This window comes from Lactobacillus sp. ESL0785 (assembly GCF_029395455.1).
In the GTDB taxonomy this organism is placed as follows: domain Bacteria; phylum Bacillota; class Bacilli; order Lactobacillales; family Lactobacillaceae; genus Lactobacillus.
Map to the genome: position 1 here is coordinate 1,032,836 of NZ_CP113916.1, position 20,381 is coordinate 1,053,216.

Annotated in this window: 14 protein-coding genes; all 14 read right to left on the reverse strand. The window is 37.7% G+C overall.

Features of this window, described 5'->3' with window-relative positions:
* Positions 1–1,425 carry a C69 family dipeptidase gene (locus OZY43_RS05005; RefSeq protein ID WP_277163976.1) on the reverse strand — a complete coding sequence of 475 codons (1,425 nt, stop codon included), beginning with the start codon at positions 1,423–1,425 and terminating at the stop codon, positions 1–3.
* Positions 1,426–1,449: 24 nt separating this feature from the next.
* Positions 1,450–2,754, reverse strand: coding sequence for a signal recognition particle-docking protein FtsY (gene ftsY / locus OZY43_RS05010; RefSeq protein WP_277163977.1), 1,305 nt, complete (start codon positions 2,752–2,754; stop codon positions 1,450–1,452).
* Between the two features lie 2 nt (positions 2,755–2,756).
* On the reverse strand, positions 2,757–6,320 hold the full coding sequence (gene smc / locus OZY43_RS05015; protein WP_277163978.1) for a chromosome segregation protein SMC: 3,564 nt from the start codon (positions 6,318–6,320) through the stop codon (positions 2,757–2,759).
* A gap of 11 nt (positions 6,321–6,331) precedes the next feature.
* A complete protein-coding gene (gene rnc / locus OZY43_RS05020; protein WP_277163979.1) occupies positions 6,332–7,015 on the reverse strand; it encodes a ribonuclease III in 684 nt (227 codons plus the stop codon).
* A gap of 154 nt (positions 7,016–7,169) precedes the next feature.
* Complete coding sequence (locus OZY43_RS05025; RefSeq protein WP_277163980.1) at positions 7,170–8,936, reverse strand: oligopeptide ABC transporter substrate-binding protein; 1,767 nt, start codon at positions 8,934–8,936, stop codon at positions 7,170–7,172.
* A 170-nt stretch (positions 8,937–9,106) separates the two neighbouring features.
* Positions 9,107–10,876 (reverse strand): oligopeptide ABC transporter substrate-binding protein, encoded by a 1,770-nt coding sequence (locus tag OZY43_RS05030; RefSeq protein ID WP_277163981.1) that lies wholly within the window; start codon positions 10,874–10,876, stop codon positions 9,107–9,109.
* A gap of 198 nt (positions 10,877–11,074) precedes the next feature.
* Entirely contained in the window at positions 11,075–12,847 is a 1,773-nt protein-coding gene (locus tag OZY43_RS05035) for an oligopeptide ABC transporter substrate-binding protein (RefSeq protein WP_277163982.1), read from the reverse strand.
* 198 nt (positions 12,848–13,045) lie between these two features.
* A complete protein-coding gene (locus OZY43_RS05040) occupies positions 13,046–13,954 on the reverse strand; it encodes an ABC transporter permease (RefSeq protein ID WP_277163983.1) in 909 nt (302 codons plus the stop codon).
* A 16-nt stretch (positions 13,955–13,970) separates the two neighbouring features.
* A complete protein-coding gene (gene opp4B / locus OZY43_RS05045) occupies positions 13,971–14,930 on the reverse strand; it encodes an oligopeptide ABC transporter permease (RefSeq protein ID WP_277163984.1) in 960 nt (319 codons plus the stop codon).
* A gap of 2 nt (positions 14,931–14,932) precedes the next feature.
* Entirely contained in the window at positions 14,933–15,898 is a 966-nt protein-coding gene (locus tag OZY43_RS05050; RefSeq protein ID WP_277163985.1) for an ATP-binding cassette domain-containing protein, read from the reverse strand.
* A gap of 3 nt (positions 15,899–15,901) precedes the next feature.
* On the reverse strand, positions 15,902–16,921 hold the full coding sequence (locus tag OZY43_RS05055) for an ABC transporter ATP-binding protein (protein WP_277163986.1): 1,020 nt from the start codon (positions 16,919–16,921) through the stop codon (positions 15,902–15,904).
* 121 nt (positions 16,922–17,042) lie between these two features.
* Positions 17,043–17,285 (reverse strand): acyl carrier protein, encoded by a 243-nt coding sequence (gene acpP / locus OZY43_RS05060; protein WP_277163987.1) that lies wholly within the window; start codon positions 17,283–17,285, stop codon positions 17,043–17,045.
* Positions 17,286–17,324: 39 nt separating this feature from the next.
* The gene (gene plsX / locus OZY43_RS05065) at positions 17,325–18,323 is read right to left on the reverse strand and encodes a phosphate acyltransferase PlsX (protein ID WP_277163988.1); all 999 of its coding nucleotides are present in this window, start codon (positions 18,321–18,323) and stop codon (positions 17,325–17,327) included.
* 19 nt (positions 18,324–18,342) lie between these two features.
* A complete protein-coding gene (gene recG / locus OZY43_RS05070; protein WP_277163989.1) occupies positions 18,343–20,379 on the reverse strand; it encodes an ATP-dependent DNA helicase RecG in 2,037 nt (678 codons plus the stop codon).
* Positions 20,380–20,381 lie beyond the last annotated feature (2 nt).

Below are 20,381 nucleotides of genomic sequence, written 5' to 3' on the forward strand. Positions count from 1 at the left end.
CTATAAATTTTCATCCATATTAAAGGTCAACTTCGACATGTTAATTGAATCGATCATCATCTGACCCCACAATTTTTCTGATTGTTTGCGAGTATAAGCAACCGTTTCTTGGTTTGCCTTAGTCAAGTAATCTGTCAGTTTATTGCCATTTTTACCTTCAGCGCCAGCAATAACATCTTCAACGCGACGACGGAAGTACTGGTTTAAATCCTTCAAGTAGTCAGTATCTAATTGCACAAATTGCGGATAATGACTTTCAACGATTGCTGCTAATGACTTGTAATACCACCAAGCGTCGTTCATGTTGTAATCCATTGAAGTATCGCTATATGAAGGGTCTGTGTCGTTCATATTCGCAAAGAACGGAACAAATGGTGTAAAGGTCGGCCCACCAATACATAACCACATGATTGCGGCCTTGTCGTGGTCAACATCATTTCTAATTTGTAAAATATGTGAATTTTGCGTTCTGTTCAAGCCAATTGGACGAAAACGATGCTTTTCTTCTTCAGTACCCTTGCCAAATGGATCATAAGGGGTGTCTTGATAATGACTGCCTAATACAAATTCGATATCTTCACGTGTAATCTTCTTGGCTGCCCGGCGGATAAATGGCAAGTCACCATTAGTTGGATCTTGCTCAATTTCGGGATTAAAGTACTTTTGACCATACCAAACTCGATTAGTATTGTAATGGCGGTCTTGCTCTGTGTAAGTACCAAAGATGTGCCGGAAGTTCCAGCCCTCATGATCTGTATTTAAGTGATGCGCGGTCACAAATTCTTGAATGCCTTCGCTCCACATAAAGTTATCTGGGTCATCAAAATCAACTTGTTCAATCGAAACCCGGTTAGCTGCAATTGCATAAGCATCATCTGGTATTCTTTGTGCGACCCAGTGGTGACCAGTAACAATTTCCATGTACCAAACTTCATCTTGGTCACTGAACAGAACTGAATTACCAGCAGGTGAACCATACTTGGCAATTAATTTACCTAAATATTCAACCCCATGTTTAGCAGAATGAATGTATGGCAAAACAACTGATTGCATACAGTCTTCGTCTAAACCATCTTTAACTAATGGGTCAAAGGCCAAAGCACGTTCATTACCATAAGTTGACTCAGTACAAGACATAGCAACATTTTCTTGATTAATACCACTCTCATCATAATAGCCGCGGTGTTGGTAGTCAACATTAGGAACAGCTGGTACCGCCTGCGCATCCTCAGGCAGGTCCAAGGTAAATTTATTCAACCAAGATTTAATCTTGCGTCCTTTTTCACCATGAGCAGCAGGATGAATAATAAACTTTTGCGGCGTAATCGGCCGGAAAGTGTCATCGTTGCGGGCAATCATTGTTGAGCCGTCAATTGAAGCATTTTTACCAACCAAAATGGTTGTACATGCACTATATTCTTTCATAATTTTCTCCTTTTGTTTTTATTATTATACCAAATCATGGAAAAGTCCAACAGCATAATTTGCTGCATCAAAGTCAGCAAGATCTTCAGGCTTCTCGCCCAGACCTACTAATTTTACCGGTAGTTTCATTTCGTTGCGAATTGCTAAGACCACGCCACCTTTTGACGAACCATCTAATTTGGTTAGAACTAAGCCTGTTAATTTAGTTGTTTTATCAAAATCTTTCGCCTGCAACAAAGCATTCTGCCCTGTTGAACCATCTAATACTAATAAAGTTTCTGTTGGTTCTGCAGGAGCTTGCTTCTTAATAATTCGCTCAATTTTTTCGAGTTCACTCATTAAGTTTTTCTTATTTTGCAAACGACCAGCAGTGTCAACTAATAAATAGTCGACGTGTTCCGCAATTGCTCTTGCGGTTGCATCATACACAACTGATGCCGGGTCCGCTTGATCTTTGCCTGTTACTACCGGCACGCCAACACGCTTGCCCCATTCAACCAGCTGTTCAACAGCACCTGCTCTAAATGTATCAGCGGCTGCCAATAAAACCGACTTACCTTGATCTTTGAAGCGTTTTGCCAACTTACCAATCGTGGTTGTCTTGCCAGCACCATTAACTCCAACAAAAAGATAAATATTCGGTTGTCCATTATCATGATAACGCAATTTTTCATTTTCAGCATCGCCATTTTTATCATAGAGATCAACCAATTTTTCCACAATTAATTTCTTCAAATCATCATGGGATTTAGCCTTTTGCAACTTCGCTTCATCTTTTAATTCTGTCGTTAATTCCTCAGCCGTTTCAAAGCCAACATCTGATTCAATCAATAATTCTTCTAAATCATCAAAAAAATCTTCGTCTACTGACCGAAATTGAGCAAAGAATTGATTTAAACGCGCACCAAAGCCCTTATTAGTCTTAGCAAGGCCCTTTTCATATAATGCGGTTTGATCTTTTTCTTCTTGTTCCTGAGTTTCGGATTTTGACTCTACTTCTTTCTGAGGTTCAACTTGAGTTTCTGTTGTCGCTTCTTCTACTGCGGATGTACTTGCCACAGTTGATTCACTTACTGCAGCAGACAGCGTTTGACTTACAGAAGTTGATTCAGATTCTTTTTCAGGAGTACTTTCGCTCTCGGATACAGCCGACTCTACTGGCTTTTCAGCTTCACTTTCAACATTTTCTTGGCGATCAGAGTCTACATTAGATCCTAGTTCAGAGTTAACAATTTCATCCTGCTTTTCTAACTCTGTTTTCGACTCTACTTCAGTTTCTTTTTCTTTATTACCAAAAAGTGACTTCTTGATTTTATCAAATAATCCCACTTTTAGTTCACCTCATCTTTTAATTCTTTTAATGATACCGAAAAGACCTGGGAAACACCGGATTCTTGCATCACAACCCCATACAGCTGGTCAGCATGTTCCATTGTTCCACGACGATGCGTTATCACAATGAATTGGGTGTGCAGATCATATTTTTCTAAAAATTGGGCAAAACGCGTAACATTGGCATCATCAAGTGCGGCTTCTACCTCATCTAATACACAAAATGGCACTGGCTTGACTTTTAACATTGCAAATAGCAACGTGATTGCTGTCAAAGCACGTTCGCCACCTGATAATAAACTCAACCGCTGCAATTTTTTGCCAGGCGGTTGGGCAATAATCTCCACACCTGTTGTTAACATATCATCAGGATCAGTTAGCACCAACTTAGCATTACCACCGCCGAACACGACCGGGAACAAATCCTTGAAGCTTTGTGCAACAGCTGAAAAAGTTTTATTGAAGCGACTACCTACTTCTTGATCTAATTCATTCATTGATTTACGTAAATTATCCCGGGCCTCTAATAGGTCATTTTGTTGATTATTTAGAAAATCGTACCGCTGCTTAACATCTTCGTATTCCGTAATGGCTTTCAAATTGACGGGTCCAATATCCTCAAGCGACATCCGGTGTAGTTTAACTTCTTTCTGCATTTTTTGACGAGTAGCTGCATTATTTTCACCAGTTGCTTGGGCTAATGCTGCTTCAAAAGTTAACGAATAATCACTACTTAAAGTTTTTAGCCGCTGATCAATCTTACTGGTAAATTGGGCTAATTGAACTGACAAACCCTCTTGTTCAGTAGCCGCATCTTTACGTAAATCATAATTACGACTTGCCACTTGATCAAGCTGATTAATCTGAGCATCAAATTGACCTAATTTTGCACTCAGATCATTTAATTGTTTTTCTAGTGTAGCCTTTTGCTGCACACCAACCGCACTTTCTTGATGTAATTGCTGCTTTTTCTGTTGGTCAAGTTCGCCGCTATGCGCTAGTTCTGCTAACTTGTCAGTCAAGGTCTTAATTTGCTGCTGTTTTGCAGTTAACTCTTTTGCCTGATCCTTTTGCTTAACTACCAAATTCTCTAATTTATTTGTATAAACCGCAATTTGTGGATCAAGCTCAGCTAAATCATCCTGCACCTGCTGATTTAGTGCTGTAAAATTATCAATTCGCTCTTGCAGCTGACTAATTTGTGCTTTTTGGTCAGCAATTTGCTGCACTAACTGCTGCTTTTGCTGCTGAGCTTGGGTAATCTTTCCCTTTACCGTTGCTAATTCTGCAGCACGTTCTTTTTTGCGTGATTCAAACAATTGATTAGCAGCCTTTAATCGTTTGACTTCCTTTTCTTGATTTTGATAAGAAATTACAGCTTCACTCAAATTACGGTTTGCTTCTTCTAGTTGCTGCTTGTAGGTAGTTAATTGCTGCGTAACTTGATCTTCTTGGGTTACCAATTGAGCTAAACTAGCTTGATCTGCAGTCAATGTCGTTTGCAACTGCTTAATTTGCTCCTTTAGCTTGGCTAATTCTGCAGTTGTCTGCAATGGTGAATTGTTTTTTTGGTTGCGCATACCACCAGTCATTGATCCACCAGGTGAAATAATATCACCATCAAGAGTTACAATTCGGTAGCGACTAATTCGTTGCGAAATTTGCAGCGCATGATCGATAGTATCGACAATAACTGTACTACCGAGCAGATAATTAATTGCTGCACTAATATCTTCGGCAATCGAACTCTCTACTAGCTCACTGGCAATTCCTTTAAAACCCGTAAACGACTGTAAACTGCGAACAGTTGACTGTGGTATCGTATATTGGTGCAAACCATCTAACGGCAGAAAGGTCGCACGACCAGCATGATTATGCTTTAACTGGTTAATGGCATCTCGTGCACTTGCTCTACTTGTAGTCACCAAATCTTGAACGCCGCCGCCAAGCGCTGTTGTCATTGCTGCTTCTAGTTCTACAGGAAAAGATAATAATTCACCAACAGCACCAATTACCCCGGGATAATTACTAAGATTATTTAATACGTTGCGTACACCATAATAGTAGCCTTCATGACGTTTACGAATATTTTCCAAGGCTTCATAGCGGGCACTTACCTGATTAAGTCGCCGATTACTTTCATTGATAATCTGGCGTAAATCAGCAAGCTGCTTCTGCTTATCAGCCAGCTTAGCAGTTAAACCAGTAATCAAATCTTGCTTCTTGGTTCGTTTAGCTTTAATGGTTTGCCCAGTTTTACCTAACTTGGTTAATTCGGCTGTTGCCTTTGCTAATTCACCTGCAACATCAGTATTTTGATAACTACGATCGTCCTGTGTTCGCTTTAATTCTGAATTAAGGTATACAATTTCATTATTATTAGACGTTTGATCCTGTAATAATTGAATGTAATCTGTTCGTAAATTATCAAGTTGCTCATTTAAAGCTGCTGGATTTTCATTCAGCTTGACAGTTAACTTATCACGCTTACTTTGCAGCTGCTTCTGCTTAGCTGTTAATTCAGCTTCCTGCTTAACCAGAGTAGCATTATTAACCTGAAGCTGCTCAAGCTGCTTCTTTACAGTAGTTAATTCTGCCTGATATTCTTTTTTAGTTGCTGCACTATATTGTTTACTCTGCTCGGCAACCTGTAAATTAGTGTTTATTTCAGAAAGTTTCTTTGTCAAAGCCAGTAAGTCGGCCTGAATGTGTTCGCGCTGGTTGCTCATTCGCTTAGATTCATCGCGTTTAGTGACTACAGCTTTTTGTGATTCCTTTACCTCGCGATCAAGCTTTGACAAAAGAACTTGATTTTCATCAGCTTTTTGCTGAACCTGAGCTTTTTGCTTATTCAAATCCTCAATTTCAAAAGCTAATAAAACTTTTAACTTCTGGTCTAGACCTTGTTTTTGAAATTGATATTCCTTAGCAAGTGAACTCTGCTCATGCAATGGTTCAATGCGTTGCTCTAATTCCTTAACTAAGTCATTAATTCTTACTAGGTTATCAGTTGTCTGCTCTAGCTGTAGACTAGCTGTCTCTTTTTGCTTTTTAAAATGCAGGACACCGGCTGCTTCTTCAAACAATACTCGCCGCGCTTCTGGGCGCGAATTCAAAATCTGATCGACACGTCCCTGCGAAATAATTGCAAGACTATCTTGCGAAATTCCAGAATCTAAAAACAGTGCACGAACATCACGCTGTCTGACTGCACGCCGATTAATCAGATACTCATTATCACCTGAACGCAAAATTCGCCGTGTAACAACCACCTGATCATCATCCAAATTAAGCTCTCGCTGCTGATTATCAAACACTAATGTAACTTCTGCGTGATTAGTAGCTTGACGGAACTCACTCCCAGCAAAAATAACATCTTTCATATTTGAGCCGCGCAACGACTTAGCCCGTGACTCACCCATTACCCAGCGAATTGCTTCAGTAATATTACTTTTACCGCTACCATTGGGACCAACAATTCCAGTAATTCCAGAATTAAATTCAATCTTAGTTTTTTCAGCAAAAGACTTAAAGCCGTCAATTATTAATTCTTTTAATGCCACCCACTTACCTCCTAGCCTTTCTTAGCTAAAGCGGCCTTGGCAGCTTCCTGTTCAGCTGCTTTTTTATTGTGACCTGTACCCTGTGATACAACTTTACCATTGACTTTTAATTGAACTATAAACCGCGAGGGCAGTTGCTCCTCCTTGATTACTTCATACGCAATCTTAACTGGTCCATCTTGCTGCAAAAATTCCTGTAAATCTGTCTTATAATCGCGTGAAGCATCGAACTTCCCTGCATCAATCAACGGATAAACAGTTAAATGAAGAAAATGTTCAACTGCATTCATGCCCTGATCAAGAAAAAGCGCACCATTAAAAGCTTCAAACACATCTTCAAGCAGTGTTTTGCGTGAACGCGCACCGGCTTTTTCTTCACCATGACCTAAATTAATTTCAGCAGGAAAACCAAATTTTTGAGCAAATTCAGCAAAGCCATCAGTATCAACGATATTTGAACGCATTCGCGTCAATTCGCCTTCATTTAATTCAGAAAAATGCCGGTACAAGTAATCAGAAATTGCCAGCTCTAATACTGCATCACCCAAAAATTCTAGCTTTTCATAATCGCGAGTACCATGAGGATGCTCATTCGCATAAGAAGAATGCGTAAAAGCTTCTTCCAATAATTTTGGGTTATTAAATTTAATTTTATATTTATCATTTAATTGATTAATAAATTTTGTACTAACCATCTTTTCAACCCCCTTTATCCCTTGATTATACCAGTTTTTATAAGACAAAATGCAAAAGAAAGCCATTACACATAATAAGTTATTCTTAAAATAAAAAATCACCTAGTTAAATTTAACTAAGTGATTTTTATTTACTGCATTAATTTAATATAGATTATTTAGCATAACCAATCTTAAACCAATCGTGATGATCATAATGATAATTATCAGATGGCTTATCTGAAAAGCCGGTAATCTTATCATTAACAGCATCAATTTGATATGAATTATAAGTTGGAACAACATAGGCTTCTTCATTCATGTACTTTTGCCATTCGTGGAACTTCTGTACCCGATACTTATGGTTGAAGGCCTTTTGTGAATCCATCTCGTCCAGCAACTTATTATTTTCTGGCGTCACAAATCTAGAATAGTTGGACATGGTCCCTTCACCATACATTTGTTGCTGTGAAGGCTCATCAGGCAAGCCCCAACCAGCAATAAAGATATCGATACTTGGATCATCATGCTGAATCTTATCATAGAAGGAATTAAATTCTGTCAGTCGACCGCCAACTAGTTTAACGTTCAGACCAATCTTATTCCATTGCTGAATATAATTTTGCATAACTGGTTCTTGAATTGGGTTTCCTGACATAGCCAAGAGATGAATCGTTAATGGCTTACCATTAGGTTGCACACGCCACTTACCTTTCTTCTTATAGTTTGCTTGGTCCAAAAGTTGGTTGGCTTTTTTAAGATTATAGGTATAGCCTTTAGCACTCTTATCAAAGTAATCGCCAAATTGTGCTGGAATTAGAGTTGGCACTTGGAAACTTAAGCCATCAGTATAGTGCTTATAAACTGCATCGGTATTCATGGCATAAGCCATTGCTTGCCGCAAAGATTTATTATTCATCTTTGCCTTTGGATTCATAACATTTTTAGCTTTCTTGGCATCCCATTTACCAACTTTAAATGCTAAATAATAGTATGATAGTGGAATTTTAGCAATAAAGTTAACGCCCTTAGTATCTTTAACCTGCTTCCATTGATTGTTAACCACACGCGCAATATCAAATTTATGACTCTTAATTGCTTGTGAAGCAGAATTTGTGGAAACAACTTGATAAATAACCCTATCTAATTTTGGTTTACCACGCCAATAATATTTATTTGGTACCCAAGTAACCGACTGACCACGGACAATTTTTTGTACTTTATAAGGACCAAAGAACATTGGATTCTTTCTAATTTGGTCAGATGACTCGATTTTCTTAAAAGGCACATTCTTTAAATAATGATATGGTGCAGCAGCTTCCCATAGATAACCGTTACCAGTATAGAGCATCCCCGGCTTTAGCTCAGCACAATGAATCACAACTGTTCGGCCATCTTCACCATCTGGCATTTCAATTCCTGAAATTGTCTTGGCTTTACCTGCATGATATGCTGCCATACCCTTAATAATATTAAGTTGTCGAGTATACCGTTGTGACTGTGTGGCTTTATTAGCAATTATTTCATAAGCGTATTCAATATCTTTTGCAGTTACCTGCTTACCATCAGACCACTTAACTCCTTTTTTAATCGTAATCGTCGCGGTTTTGGTTTTATGATTTAATCGTAAAGTTGCTGGTCCTTTATCATTAATCTTATAGTTATTATCGACATAAAATAAACCTTCTTGACCTGGAGAATAAATATCCGCATCAGTCTGATCCATCTGTAATTCTTCACTAAAGACACCCGTAAAGGGGGTATCTGTTTCTTCGGCAACTTTAATTGTACCACCCTGCTTAACGGCTTTAGCAGGTGTTTCTACTGGGAACCTACTAGCAGTCTTAGCATCATTACTATTATTACTTTTACCACAAGCTACTAAGGTTAAAGCAGCTGCTGTAACTACGCCAACAGAACTCAAAAATTTAATTTTTTTCATAAATAAGTTAACCCTCTTTTTTTAACATAATTGGTAATTTGTTAATGATTAAATCATAACATTAAAAGTTAAAAAATCAATAATTTTATTCATATTATTCTCATAATATATTTATAAAAGCAAAAAATCCTAAGAACTTAATCTTAGGATTTTGGTTAACTAGATTTAACTTACTTAGCGTAGGCAACTTTATACCATAGAGGATAACCGTTATTATCTTGTGATGGTTTATTAGAGTAACCCGTAATCTTGTTATTAATCGCATTAATTGAATAATAGTTGTATGTAGGTACTACATAAGCTTCATCATTCATGTACTTTTGCCATTCGTGGAACTTCTGTACCCGATACTTATGGTTGAAGGCTTTTTGCGAATCCATCTCGTCCAGCAACTTATTATTTTCTGGCGTCACAAATCTGGAATAGTTGGACATAGTACCTTCACTATAAAGTTGTTGTTGTGATGGTTCAGAGGACATTGTCCAACCAGCCATGAACATATCAACTCCAGGAGCATCATGTTGTACCTTATCATAGAAGGAATTAAATTCTGTCAGTCGACCGCCAACTAGTTTAACGTTCAGGCCAATCTTATTCCATTGCTGAATATAATTTTGCATAATTGGTCCTTGTGTTGCCTTACCAGACATTGCCAAGAAATGAATTGTTAATGGCTTACCATTAGGTTGCACACGCCACTTACCTTTCTTCTTATAGCCAGCCTTATCCAAAATTTGATTGGCCTTTTTAAGATTATAGGTATAGCCTTTAACACTTTTATCAAAATAATCGCCAAATTGTGCCGGAATTAAAGTTGGCACTTGGAAACTCAAGCCATGCGTATAATGCTTATAAACAGCATCGGTATTCATGGCATAAGCCATTGCCTGCCGCAAAGATTTATTATTCATCTTTGCCTTTGGATCCATAACATTTTTAGCTTTCTTGGCATCCCATTTACCAACCTTAAAGGCTAAGTAATAGTATGCTAGCGGAATTTTAGCAACGAAGTTAACACCCTTTGTGTCTTTAACTTGATTCCATTGGTCGTTAACAACTTCGGCAACATCAAACTTGTGACTTTTAATTGATTGTGAAACTGAAGTAGGTGCTACCACTTGGTAAATAATCTTATCTAGTTTTGGTTTACCACGCCAATAATATTTATTAGGTACCCAAGTAACTGATTGACCTCTAACTAATTTACCTAATTTAAATGGGCCAAAGAAGATTGGATGTTTACGAATTCGGTCAGATGATTGTAACTTCTTAAATGGAATATTCTTTAAGTAATGATATGGAGCCGCATCTTCCCATAGATAACCGTTACCACTGTTAGTCATACCCGGCTTCAACTCAGTACAATGAATTACAGCTACACGGCCATTTTCACCATCGGGCATCTCAATCCCTGAAATAGTCTTGGCCTTGCCCTCGTGATATTCTTTCATACCTTTAATAATATTAAATTGACTAGAATATCTTTGTGATTGTGTATCCTTATTAGCAATTATTTCATAGGCGTATTCAATATCTTTAGCAGTTACTTGCTTACCATCAGACCATTTAACACCCTTCTTAACCGTAATTGTTGCAGTGTTAGCCTTACGATCTAACTTCAAAGTTGCTGCACCTTTATCATTAATCTTATAATGATCGTCAGTATCAAACAGCCATTCATCACCTGGGCTCATGATATCAGTATCAATTTGACTCATTGATAGTTCTGGACTAAAAACACCTGGAAATGGTGTATCAGTTGCTTCAGCAATTTTTAATGTACCGCCTTGTTTAGCAGTTTTAACTGGTGTTGCTTCAGGGAACTTGCTAGCAGTTTTTGCATTTTCATTACTGTCATTATTACTCTTCCCACAAGCTACTAAAGTTAAAGCAGCTGCAGTTACTACTCCAATGGAGCTTAAAAATCTAGTTTTTTTCATAAACAAGCTACACTTTCCTAATATATTGAAACAAGTTATCAAATAAATATTACCATGATTTATTAAAAAATCAATATAATAATGAATAATCAAACGCAATAAAGTATAAGAAAATACTTTTAAATATTTAACTTAAAAATTATTCAAAATAAAAAATCCTAAGATTTTACTCTTAGAATTCTTGAAAATTATGTTTAATTACTTAATAAAACCAACTTGACCCCATAATTGGTGTCCGTTGCTATTTTGCGAAGGCTTTAATGAATAACCGGTAATTTTATCATTGATTGCATAAATCGTGTATGAATTATCAGTAGGGATACTGAACGCTTGATCATTCATATACTCTTGCCATTCATGGAATTTCTGGACACGATACTTATGATTAAATGACTTGGTTGAGTCAATTTCAGATAATAATTTGTTATTTTCTGGTGTAACAAATCGTGAATAATTCATGGGTGAAGTTTCACCATACAGATTATTAGGTGATGGCTCACTAGCTAAACCCCAACCAGCTTCAAACATATCAACACTTGGATCATCATGTTGCAGCTTATCTTCAAAAGAATTGAACTCAGTTGACCGACCGCCAAGCAATTTAACATTCAGACCAATCTTATGCCATTGTTGAATATAATTCTGCTGAACTGGTTCTTTAGCAGAATCACCCTGTCTAGTCATGTAATTGATAACTAGTGGCTTACCATTAGGTTGCACACGCCACTTGCCTTTCTTCTTATAGCCAGCCTTATCTAAAATTTCATTAGCTTTCTTTAAGTTATAAGAATAGCTTTTGGCATTTTTATCAAAGTAATCGCCAAATTGTTCAGGAATTAGAGTTGGTACACGGAAACTCAAGCCCTCAGTATAACGCTTATCAACAGCATCAACGTTCATTGCGTAACCAATTGCTTGCCGCAAAGCCTTATTATTCATCTCGGCCTTCGGATCCATCACGTTCTTGTCCTTTTTGGCATCCCACTTACCGACCTTAAAGCCAAGATAATTGTATTGAAGTGGAATTTGGGCAACAAAATTTACGTCCTTGGTATCTTTAACCTGGTCCCATTGAGTATTGATTGCATTAACGACATCAAACTTATGATCCTTAATCGATTGTGAAGTCGAATTAAACGAAAGAACTGAAATCACAATTTTATCTAGCTTTGGTGTGCCACGCCAATAATACTTGTTAGGCACCCAAGTTGCTGATTCGCCGCGGACTAACTTAGCCAATTTAAACGGGCCAAAATATAGTGGGTGCTTTCTAATCTTATCTGAAGATTGCAATTTATCAAATGGTACATCCTTGAGATAATGATATGGTGCTGCAGTTTCCCAGAAGTAGCCGTTACCACTGTTGTACATTCCCGGCTTCATTTGTTTAAAATGCAGCACAATTTGGCGACCATTCTTACCATCTGGCATTTCAATACCAGAAATCGTCTTGGCTTGACCGTTATGATATTCCTTCATGCCTTCAATATCTTCCAATTGGCTGCTGTAACGCTGTGATGCGGTCTTCTTGTTAGCTAAAATTTCATAGGAATATTCTAAATCCTTAGCAGTTACCTGCTTGCCATCAGACCACTTAACACCCTTTTTAACCGTAATTGTTGCCGTTTTATCTTGAACATTCAGCTTTAAGGTTGCGGCACCTTTATCATTAATCTTGAAATTATCATCTGTATCAAACAAAGCTTCTTCACCAGGTTCAGCAACCTGAGCATCAGTTTGAACAGTATACAATTCATCCGAAAAAATTCCGGTAAAAGGAGTATCACTTCTAACAGCAACTTTTAGAGTGCCACCTTGTTTAGCAGCCTTCTTAGGTACTGATTCAGAAAACTTACTGGCCGTATTTGCATTTTGATTGCTGCTGCCATTATTACTTTTACCACAAGCTACTAAGGTTAATGCAGCTGCTGTAACAACTCCAATTGAACTAAGTATTTTGGACTTTTTCATAAAATAATTACTCCTAACCATTCTATTCTATATCTACGTGTAATTGGAATAGGTTAATACATAGATTTTAGCATATCTAAATAGCTTTTCGGATTATTTTATCGTACTTTAATTTTAATATTATATTTATTTCATATCTCGCTTAGAATTTTAGTCCAGAAAAAAAGCTTTACTTTAAAAGTAAAGCTTTTGCTTAGCCTAATTTTCTCGTTGTCTTGCATCCCCAGCACGTTGTAATGCCCGACCAACATAGTTAACACTCAATGAAATCATTAACAATAAAACAGTAGCTGGTAACCACAGCCATGGACGACTAACAACGTTAACTGGATCATTTGCAAAACCAATTAAGGTACCTAGCGATGGCGTTGTTGTTGGCAAACCATAACCGATGAATGATAAGGTAGTTTCAACTCCAATATTACCAGCAATTGCTAAAACAACATCAATAATGATCATCGATGTAATATTAGGTAAAACTTCTCTAAACATGATCTTCAAATCGGACGATCCCGAAGTTTTAGAAGCCAAAACATAGTCACGTTCACGCTGAGATAAAACAAAGGCACGGAAATAACGTGCCGTTGCTGGCCACGCAAACATTGAGATAATCCAAACTAAACTAACGGCATTATAGTTTGGAATAACTGTTACTAAAACAATCATAATTGGCCATTTAGGTAAAACCTGAATAAAGTCAACAATTCTCATGATAATAGAATCGATAAAACCACCATAATAACCTGCCACTAAACCAACTAATAAGCCGATTATTTCCACGACAGCGGTTACCGCAACCCCAATCATAATTGAATTACGACCACCCATCATCAGCAGCTTCAAAATATCACGACCACCGTCGTCAGTACCAAGCAAATGTCCGTTTTGGCCCCAACCATAGTAAGCATCAACAATGTTAATTTCTGTTACTTGTGACTTGTGTAAAAACATCGACCCACCAAAAGTAAACAATAAAATTAAAATAATAATAATTAATGCTACAAAAGCGACCTTATCATGAACAATTTCATGCATTATAATTTTAAATCCAGAAGCTGGAACTGGACGCGAAACGTTTTGGTCTTTTTGTGATTTTTCTTTAGCCATTATCTTCGCTCCTTTCCTACTTAATCCGAATTCTTGGGTCAACAATACTCATGATAATATCTGACAGTAAGTTACCAAGTAAAGTTAAAATCCCAAAGATTAAAATTAATGCTGTTAACGTCGTATAGTCACGTTGTGAAATTGAATCCAAGAATAATTTTCCCATTCCCGGATAACTAAACACTGATTCAACGATCATTGATCCACTAAGCAAACCAGTGATTACCGTACCAAAGTTAGATGCAATTGGTAATAAGGAGTTACGCAAGATATGTTTATTAAAGACAACGTTTTCCGGAACACCCTTACTGTGAGCGGTCCGAACATAATCTTCGACTTTATTATCGACAATCCCTGTTCTTAAATATTGGACGATACTTGTTGTCGTAATAACGGCCATCAAGATCGCAGGTAAAATCATATGATAGAGTTGACTAAATAATGTCCCCCAAAAACCAGAAGCATTAGGAGCAACTGACCCTGAAATTGGGAACCAACCTAAAGTAAAGCCAAACAGCCAAATAGCTAAAATATAAAAGACAAATGGTGGTACGGCATAAGTTACATAATTAAAAACTTCAACAGCTTGATCTTGCCATTCATCTTGGTGTCGACCAGCGGTAATCCCCATTGGAATCGAAATTGCATAAGTAATAATAGTAGAAAGTAACGATAACCAGAATGTATTAATTGCCCGATCTGTGATTAATGAAACAACTGGCACATGTTGAATGTAACTTGTTCCTAAATCACCACGGAACAAGTTACCTACCCAACGCCCATATTGTACGGGAATAGGATCATTTAATCCTGCAGCCTGCTTTAATGCAGCTAACTGCTTAGGGTCAGTATTAGGATTAATTTGCCCACTAAAGGGATCACCAGGCATCATTTTAGCCAAAACAAAGACTAAAAAGCTCAAGATAATAATTTGCGGAATCATAACCAAAAAACGTCTCAGAATTGTTTTCCACATTTTTAGTCACTCTCCTTTTCTTGATTTACTTGCTCTGGAGGCAAAGCAACATAATGTTTACCAGAAAAGTGCTGCAACGGATAAACCCGGCCATCCTTGTCATACCAAGCACTTTGGTCGTTTTGAAATTCTTGTTCAACGCGGTTACGCTCTTGCTTATGCTGCTCGCGATGTTCAACATCTACCTTAGGAATTGCTGACAATAACCGCTTAGTATAGATATGCATTGGATTATTATAAATATCTTCACGAGTGCCGATTTCAACTAACCGTCCACGGTGCATGATCGCTAAATTCTCAGACATGTGCTTAACAACACCTAAATCATGAGAAATAAATAAGTATGCAATATTATATTTCTGCTGAATATGCTTCATAAAGTTCAAAACCTGTGCTTGCACTGACAAGTCCAAAGCACTTGTTGGTTCATCAGCTACAATCAATCTTGGATTGGTCGCAACAGCACGGGCAACACCAATTCTTTGACGCTGACCACCGGAAAATTCATGCGGATATTTATAAATAGCATCACTAGGCATCCCAACAATATCAAGCAATTCTTGCACTCGATCACGTTCTTGATCAGTCGTTAGATTCTCAAAATTACGAATGGGCTCAGCAATAATATCCTCAATTCGCTTGCGTGGATTCAGACTAGACATTGAATCCTGAAAGATCATCTGGACATCCTTGTTATAATTCAACTTGCGCCGGTTACTAGATTTTGTAATATCGACACCTTTATAAATAATTTGACCGCTAGTAACGGGTTCAACACCAACAATTGCCTTACCAGTAGTTGACTTACCTGAGCCAGACTCACCAATTAAGCCGTAGGTTTCACCTTCGTTAATCGTAATACTAATATCATCAACAGCACGAACATAATCAGTAATCCGATTCCAAAAACCAGTTCTAATTGGATAATGAACTTTTAAATTCTTTATTTGAATAATTTCTTTAGCCATAAATTACGCCTCACTTACTTCAGCGTTTTGATTTTGGAAGTGGAAGTTCTTCCAGCAAGTGCATCTGACCCAATGACCGGGTTCAACTTCATGCATTACCGGATTTTCTTCATGAGCACTTGCAGGAATCCACGGAATTCGTGGTGCAAATCGGTCACCTGTCCGCAACATATTCTTCAATGAAGGAACTGTCCCCTGGATAACGTGCAAATCTTCGCTTTCATCATCAGTTTGTGGCATTGAGTTTAGCAATGAACGTGTGTATGGATGTAATGGATGATCAAAAATTGTTTTAACATCTGCTTTTTCAACAATTTGACCACCATACATAACAGCAACTTGATCAGCTGTTTCAGCAACAACGCCCAAATCATGCGTAATCAAAATGATGCCTGAATGTGACTGCCGCTGAATATCTTCTAGAAGATCCAAAATCTGTGCTTGAATAGTTACATCCAAAGCCGTTGTTGGTTCATCTGCGATAATTACCTCCGGCTTACATGCAATTGCCATTGCAATTACAACCCGTTGCCGTAAGCCACCTGATAATTCATGTGGATACATACTGTACATTTCTTCCGGTTTTGGCATGCCAACTTGATTGAATAATTCAATTACCCGATCATATCGTTCCTTTTCATTCATATCAGTATGATAATAAAGGGTTTCAGCAACTTGATCACCAACACGCATTAAGGGATTTAGACTAGCAAGCGGATCTTGAAAGATCATCCCAATCTTGTTTCCCCGAATCTTGTTGAACAGGGATTCATTTAGACCAACTAAGTTCAATTCATTATATAGAATGTCACCCGTTACTTTCGTATTTTTATGATCATACAGACCAATAATACTTGCGGCAATCGTACTCTTACCACAACCAGATTCACCTACGACAGATAAAATTTCATCACGCTTCAGAGTAATATTAATATCATCTGCAGCATCATAAAATTTTCCCTGTAACCGGTACGCCGTATGTAAATGCTGAATATCCAGCAAGAGATCACTTTGTTTTTCCAAAGGTCATTTCTCCTCTCTAATTTTGCAATAAATTCATTAAAGTTATTTAATAAATTTATTTAATTTCTAATTATATACATCAATTAAGCTCCATGCAAATTACAATTTACTTTTTAAGAAATTAATTTTGGTGAATAGCAATGTATTGCACGGCGTCACCAACTGTTTGAATTTTTTCAGCATCATCATCTGAAATTTCTGCACCAAATTCATCTTCTAATTGCAAAATAAATTCAACAAGGTCAATAGAATCTGCATCTAGATCCTTAGTAAAGTTAGTTTCCTTAGTAATTTTATCTTGGCTAATTTCAAAATTATCTGCTAAAATATCTCTAATTTTTGTAAAAATTGCTTCTTCTGTCATATCTGTTCTCCTTATAATTTCTAAGTATACCTTAATTAATTATTCAGCAGAAGAAAATTCTGCTTTAAATTCATCAATAATTTTTTCTTGTAATATTTTATCAATCTGTTTTAGTGTAAAGTAAATTGCTCGTTGATCCGAACGACCATGGGTTTTAACGACTGGAGCATTAACGCCAAGTAGGACAGCACCGCCATACTTTGCCGTATCAAATTTTGATACTAGACCTTTTAGTGCATTTTTTATCAGCAAGGCACCAATTTTAACCATTAAACCGTTATTTAATAAATTATCTTTTAACAGATGAATTAAAACGCTCGATGTACCTTCAATATTTTTTAAGACTGCATTGCCAGTAAAGCCATCAGTTGCAACCACGTCAGCTTTGCCCTCAAGCAATTCATTACCTTCAATATTACCGATAAAATTCAACTTGCTATCGAGTAATAACTGGTATGCTGCTTGATGGACATCATCCCCCTTATCACTTTCAGCGCCATTGTTTAAAAGTGCTACTCGTGGATTATTGATTCCTCGCACCTTTTCTGCATAATAAGCCGCCATTTTAGCCCAAGCCAAGATATATTCCGGCTTGCTTTTAGCATTAGCACCAACATCAATCATGTTAAAGCCATCATCCGAATTTTTAACGGGTAAAGTCGGCATTAAACCGGGCCGCGCAATTCCTTTAATCCGTCCAATGATAAAAATACCACAGGATAGGAGCGCGCCAGTATTGCCTAAAGACAAAAGTGCGTCTGCTTTGCCCTCCTTAACGTAATTGGCTGCTACAACCAGCGATGAATCCTTCTTTCTGCGAATTGCCTTCACGGGCTCATCTGCATCATTAATAATTTCACTTGTTGCAACTACGGTAACTCGCTCATTATCTGCGCCAAGTAATTTCGTAATTTTGCTTTCATCACCAAATAAAATAAATTTTGTTTCTGTTAATTCTGCTTTAGCCTGCAATACGGCTTTGACGATCGCGTCTGGAGCATTTTCGCCGCCCATCGCATCTACTGCAATTATTCTCATATCTTCACCACAATCTTTTCTATGTTCGTTCTTGCTGTAATTGTTTATATTCTAGCACTTGTCGTAATGGCTTATGGGCAGCAGCTGTCAATTGAGGATCGGCGTCAATCAGACTTCGAGCCACTTTTTGTGCCACCACTAATGTTTCATAATTATTGACAACATTACCAACTTGAAATTCCGGTAATCCCGATTGGGCTTTGCCAAACAGGTCACCTTCACCACGCATTTTTAAATCTTCCTCAGCTAATTTAAAGCCATCTGTTGTTGAAGAAACAATCTGCATCCGAGCCTTACCAGCGTCTGTTTTAGGATCTGCCATGAAAATGCAATAGCTCTGCGTTTTGCCACGGCCAATCCGTCCACGCAGCTGATGCAATTGACTAATGCCAAAACGATCAGCATTATAAATTACCATCATATTGGCATTAGCCACATCAACGCCAACTTCGATTACACTCGTTGCCACTAAAATATTAATTTTACCTGCTGCAAACTCCGTCATAATTTCATCTTTTTGCGTTCCCGACATTTGCCCATGCAGGAGTACTACATTCTGTTGCGGAAAATCGTGGCTTAATTTTGCATGCAATTGTTCTGCATTTTTCAAATCAATTGCTTCGGACTCGGTAATAAGCGGGGTTACCGCATAGATTTGGAATCCCTGTTCGAGCTGCTGATGCATTAACTGATAAACATCAGTCATCTGGGAGCTAGTCTTCCATTCAGAAATAATCTGCTTACGACCAGCTGGCAGGTGACGAATTTCTGAAACGGTGGTTTCACCATAGACGGTTAAGGCTAACGTCCGCGGAATCGGTGTGGCTGTCATCGCTAAAACATCTGGACTTTGCCCCTTATTAACTAAGGCCTGCCTCTGTCCCACGCCAAAACGATGTTGTTCATCAATAATTACCAAACCTAATTTTTTAAAAATAACTTTTGCTTGAATTAATGCATGCGTACCAATTACAACGTTAATTGTTCCGTCTGTTAATTCACGATAAATTTCACGACGTTCAAGTGTTTTCGTAGTTCCAGTTAAGAGTGCAACTCGCACACCTAAAGGTCGCAACAGTTCATCAATTTTTTTAAAATGCTGTGCTGCTAGAATTTCTGTTGGAACCATTAATGCTGCTTGGAAGCCCGCAGTTACCGCCGCAAAAATTGCATAAACTGCAACTACCGTTTTACCAGAGCCAACATCACCTTGCAATAGGCGCTGCATCTGTCTAGTTGAGTGCAAATCTGAAAAAATTTCATTAACAACCTGTTTTTGGTCAGGTGATAAAGCAAACGGCAGTGACGCAGTTAACTTAGCAACTTCGGTTAAATCATATTTTTTGGCAATTCCATGATGCTTACTGTTACCGCGAACTAATTGGGCTAATTCTGTTTGAAAAATAAAGAATTCTCGAAAAATTGCACTTCTTTTAGCTAATTCTGCCTCATGGCTATTTTTCGGATGATGCATTTTGGCAACAATATCTCGTTCCGAAAGTAAACGATACTTTTGCCGAATTTCTATTGGAACAACATCTTCAACTAGCGGTAAAAAATTAGTCAGAGCCAAGTTAATTAACTCAACTAATTTCTTCTGGCGCAAATGCCGGTTAACTGGATAAATTGGCGCCATGCCACTATCATTTTCTTTTGCCGCCACAAATTTAAAACCAGATAAACTTTGCCGTGCAACATTATACTTACCATAAATGGCAACTTCTTGCCCAATTTCAATCTTATCTTTCAACCACGGCTGATTAAAAAAATTGACCATGATAACATCATGGTCAATTCGCATCTTAAAGCTGAGCCGACTCTTTTTATAGCCAAAACGACTAACAAAAGCTTCTGTGGCTACGATACCTTTTAGCATTACCTTCTGACCATCCATGATCTGATCAAGCGGTAATGTCTGAAGTTCATCATAGCGAAACGGAAAATAAAATAGTAAATCATAAATACTATAAATCCCCAAGCTGCCTAAAGCAGCTGCGGTTTTAGTCCCGACACCTTTTAAATCTGTTACCGGCGCAAACAATGCTTCTGTATTCATTT

Excerpts from the sequence above, each read along its gene's own strand:
- plsX (WP_277163988.1), bottom strand. The coding sequence starts at position 18,323 with ATGAGAATAATTGCAGTAGATGCGATGGGCGGCGAAAATGCTCCAGAC.
- OZY43_RS05005 (WP_277163976.1), bottom strand. The coding sequence starts at position 1,425 with ATGAAAGAATATAGTGCATGTACAACCATTTTGGTTGGTAAAAATGCT.
- rnc (WP_277163979.1), bottom strand. The coding sequence starts at position 7,015 with ATGGTTAGTACAAAATTTATTAATCAATTAAATGATAAATATAAAATT.
- acpP (WP_277163987.1), bottom strand. The coding sequence starts at position 17,285 with ATGACAGAAGAAGCAATTTTTACAAAAATTAGAGATATTTTAGCAGAT.
- OZY43_RS05030 (WP_277163981.1), bottom strand. The coding sequence starts at position 10,876 with ATGAAAAAAACTAGATTTTTAAGCTCCATTGGAGTAGTAACTGCAGCT.
- opp4B (WP_277163984.1), bottom strand. The coding sequence starts at position 14,930 with ATGTGGAAAACAATTCTGAGACGTTTTTTGGTTATGATTCCGCAAATT.
- OZY43_RS05035 (WP_277163982.1), bottom strand. The coding sequence starts at position 12,847 with ATGAAAAAGTCCAAAATACTTAGTTCAATTGGAGTTGTTACAGCAGCT.
- OZY43_RS05050 (WP_277163985.1), bottom strand. The coding sequence starts at position 15,898 with ATGGCTAAAGAAATTATTCAAATAAAGAATTTAAAAGTTCATTATCCA.
- OZY43_RS05025 (WP_277163980.1), bottom strand. The coding sequence starts at position 8,936 with ATGAAAAAAATTAAATTTTTGAGTTCTGTTGGCGTAGTTACAGCAGCT.
- recG (WP_277163989.1), bottom strand. The coding sequence starts at position 20,379 with ATGAATACAGAAGCATTGTTTGCGCCGGTAACAGATTTAAAAGGTGTC.
- OZY43_RS05040 (WP_277163983.1), bottom strand. The coding sequence starts at position 13,954 with ATGGCTAAAGAAAAATCACAAAAAGACCAAAACGTTTCGCGTCCAGTT.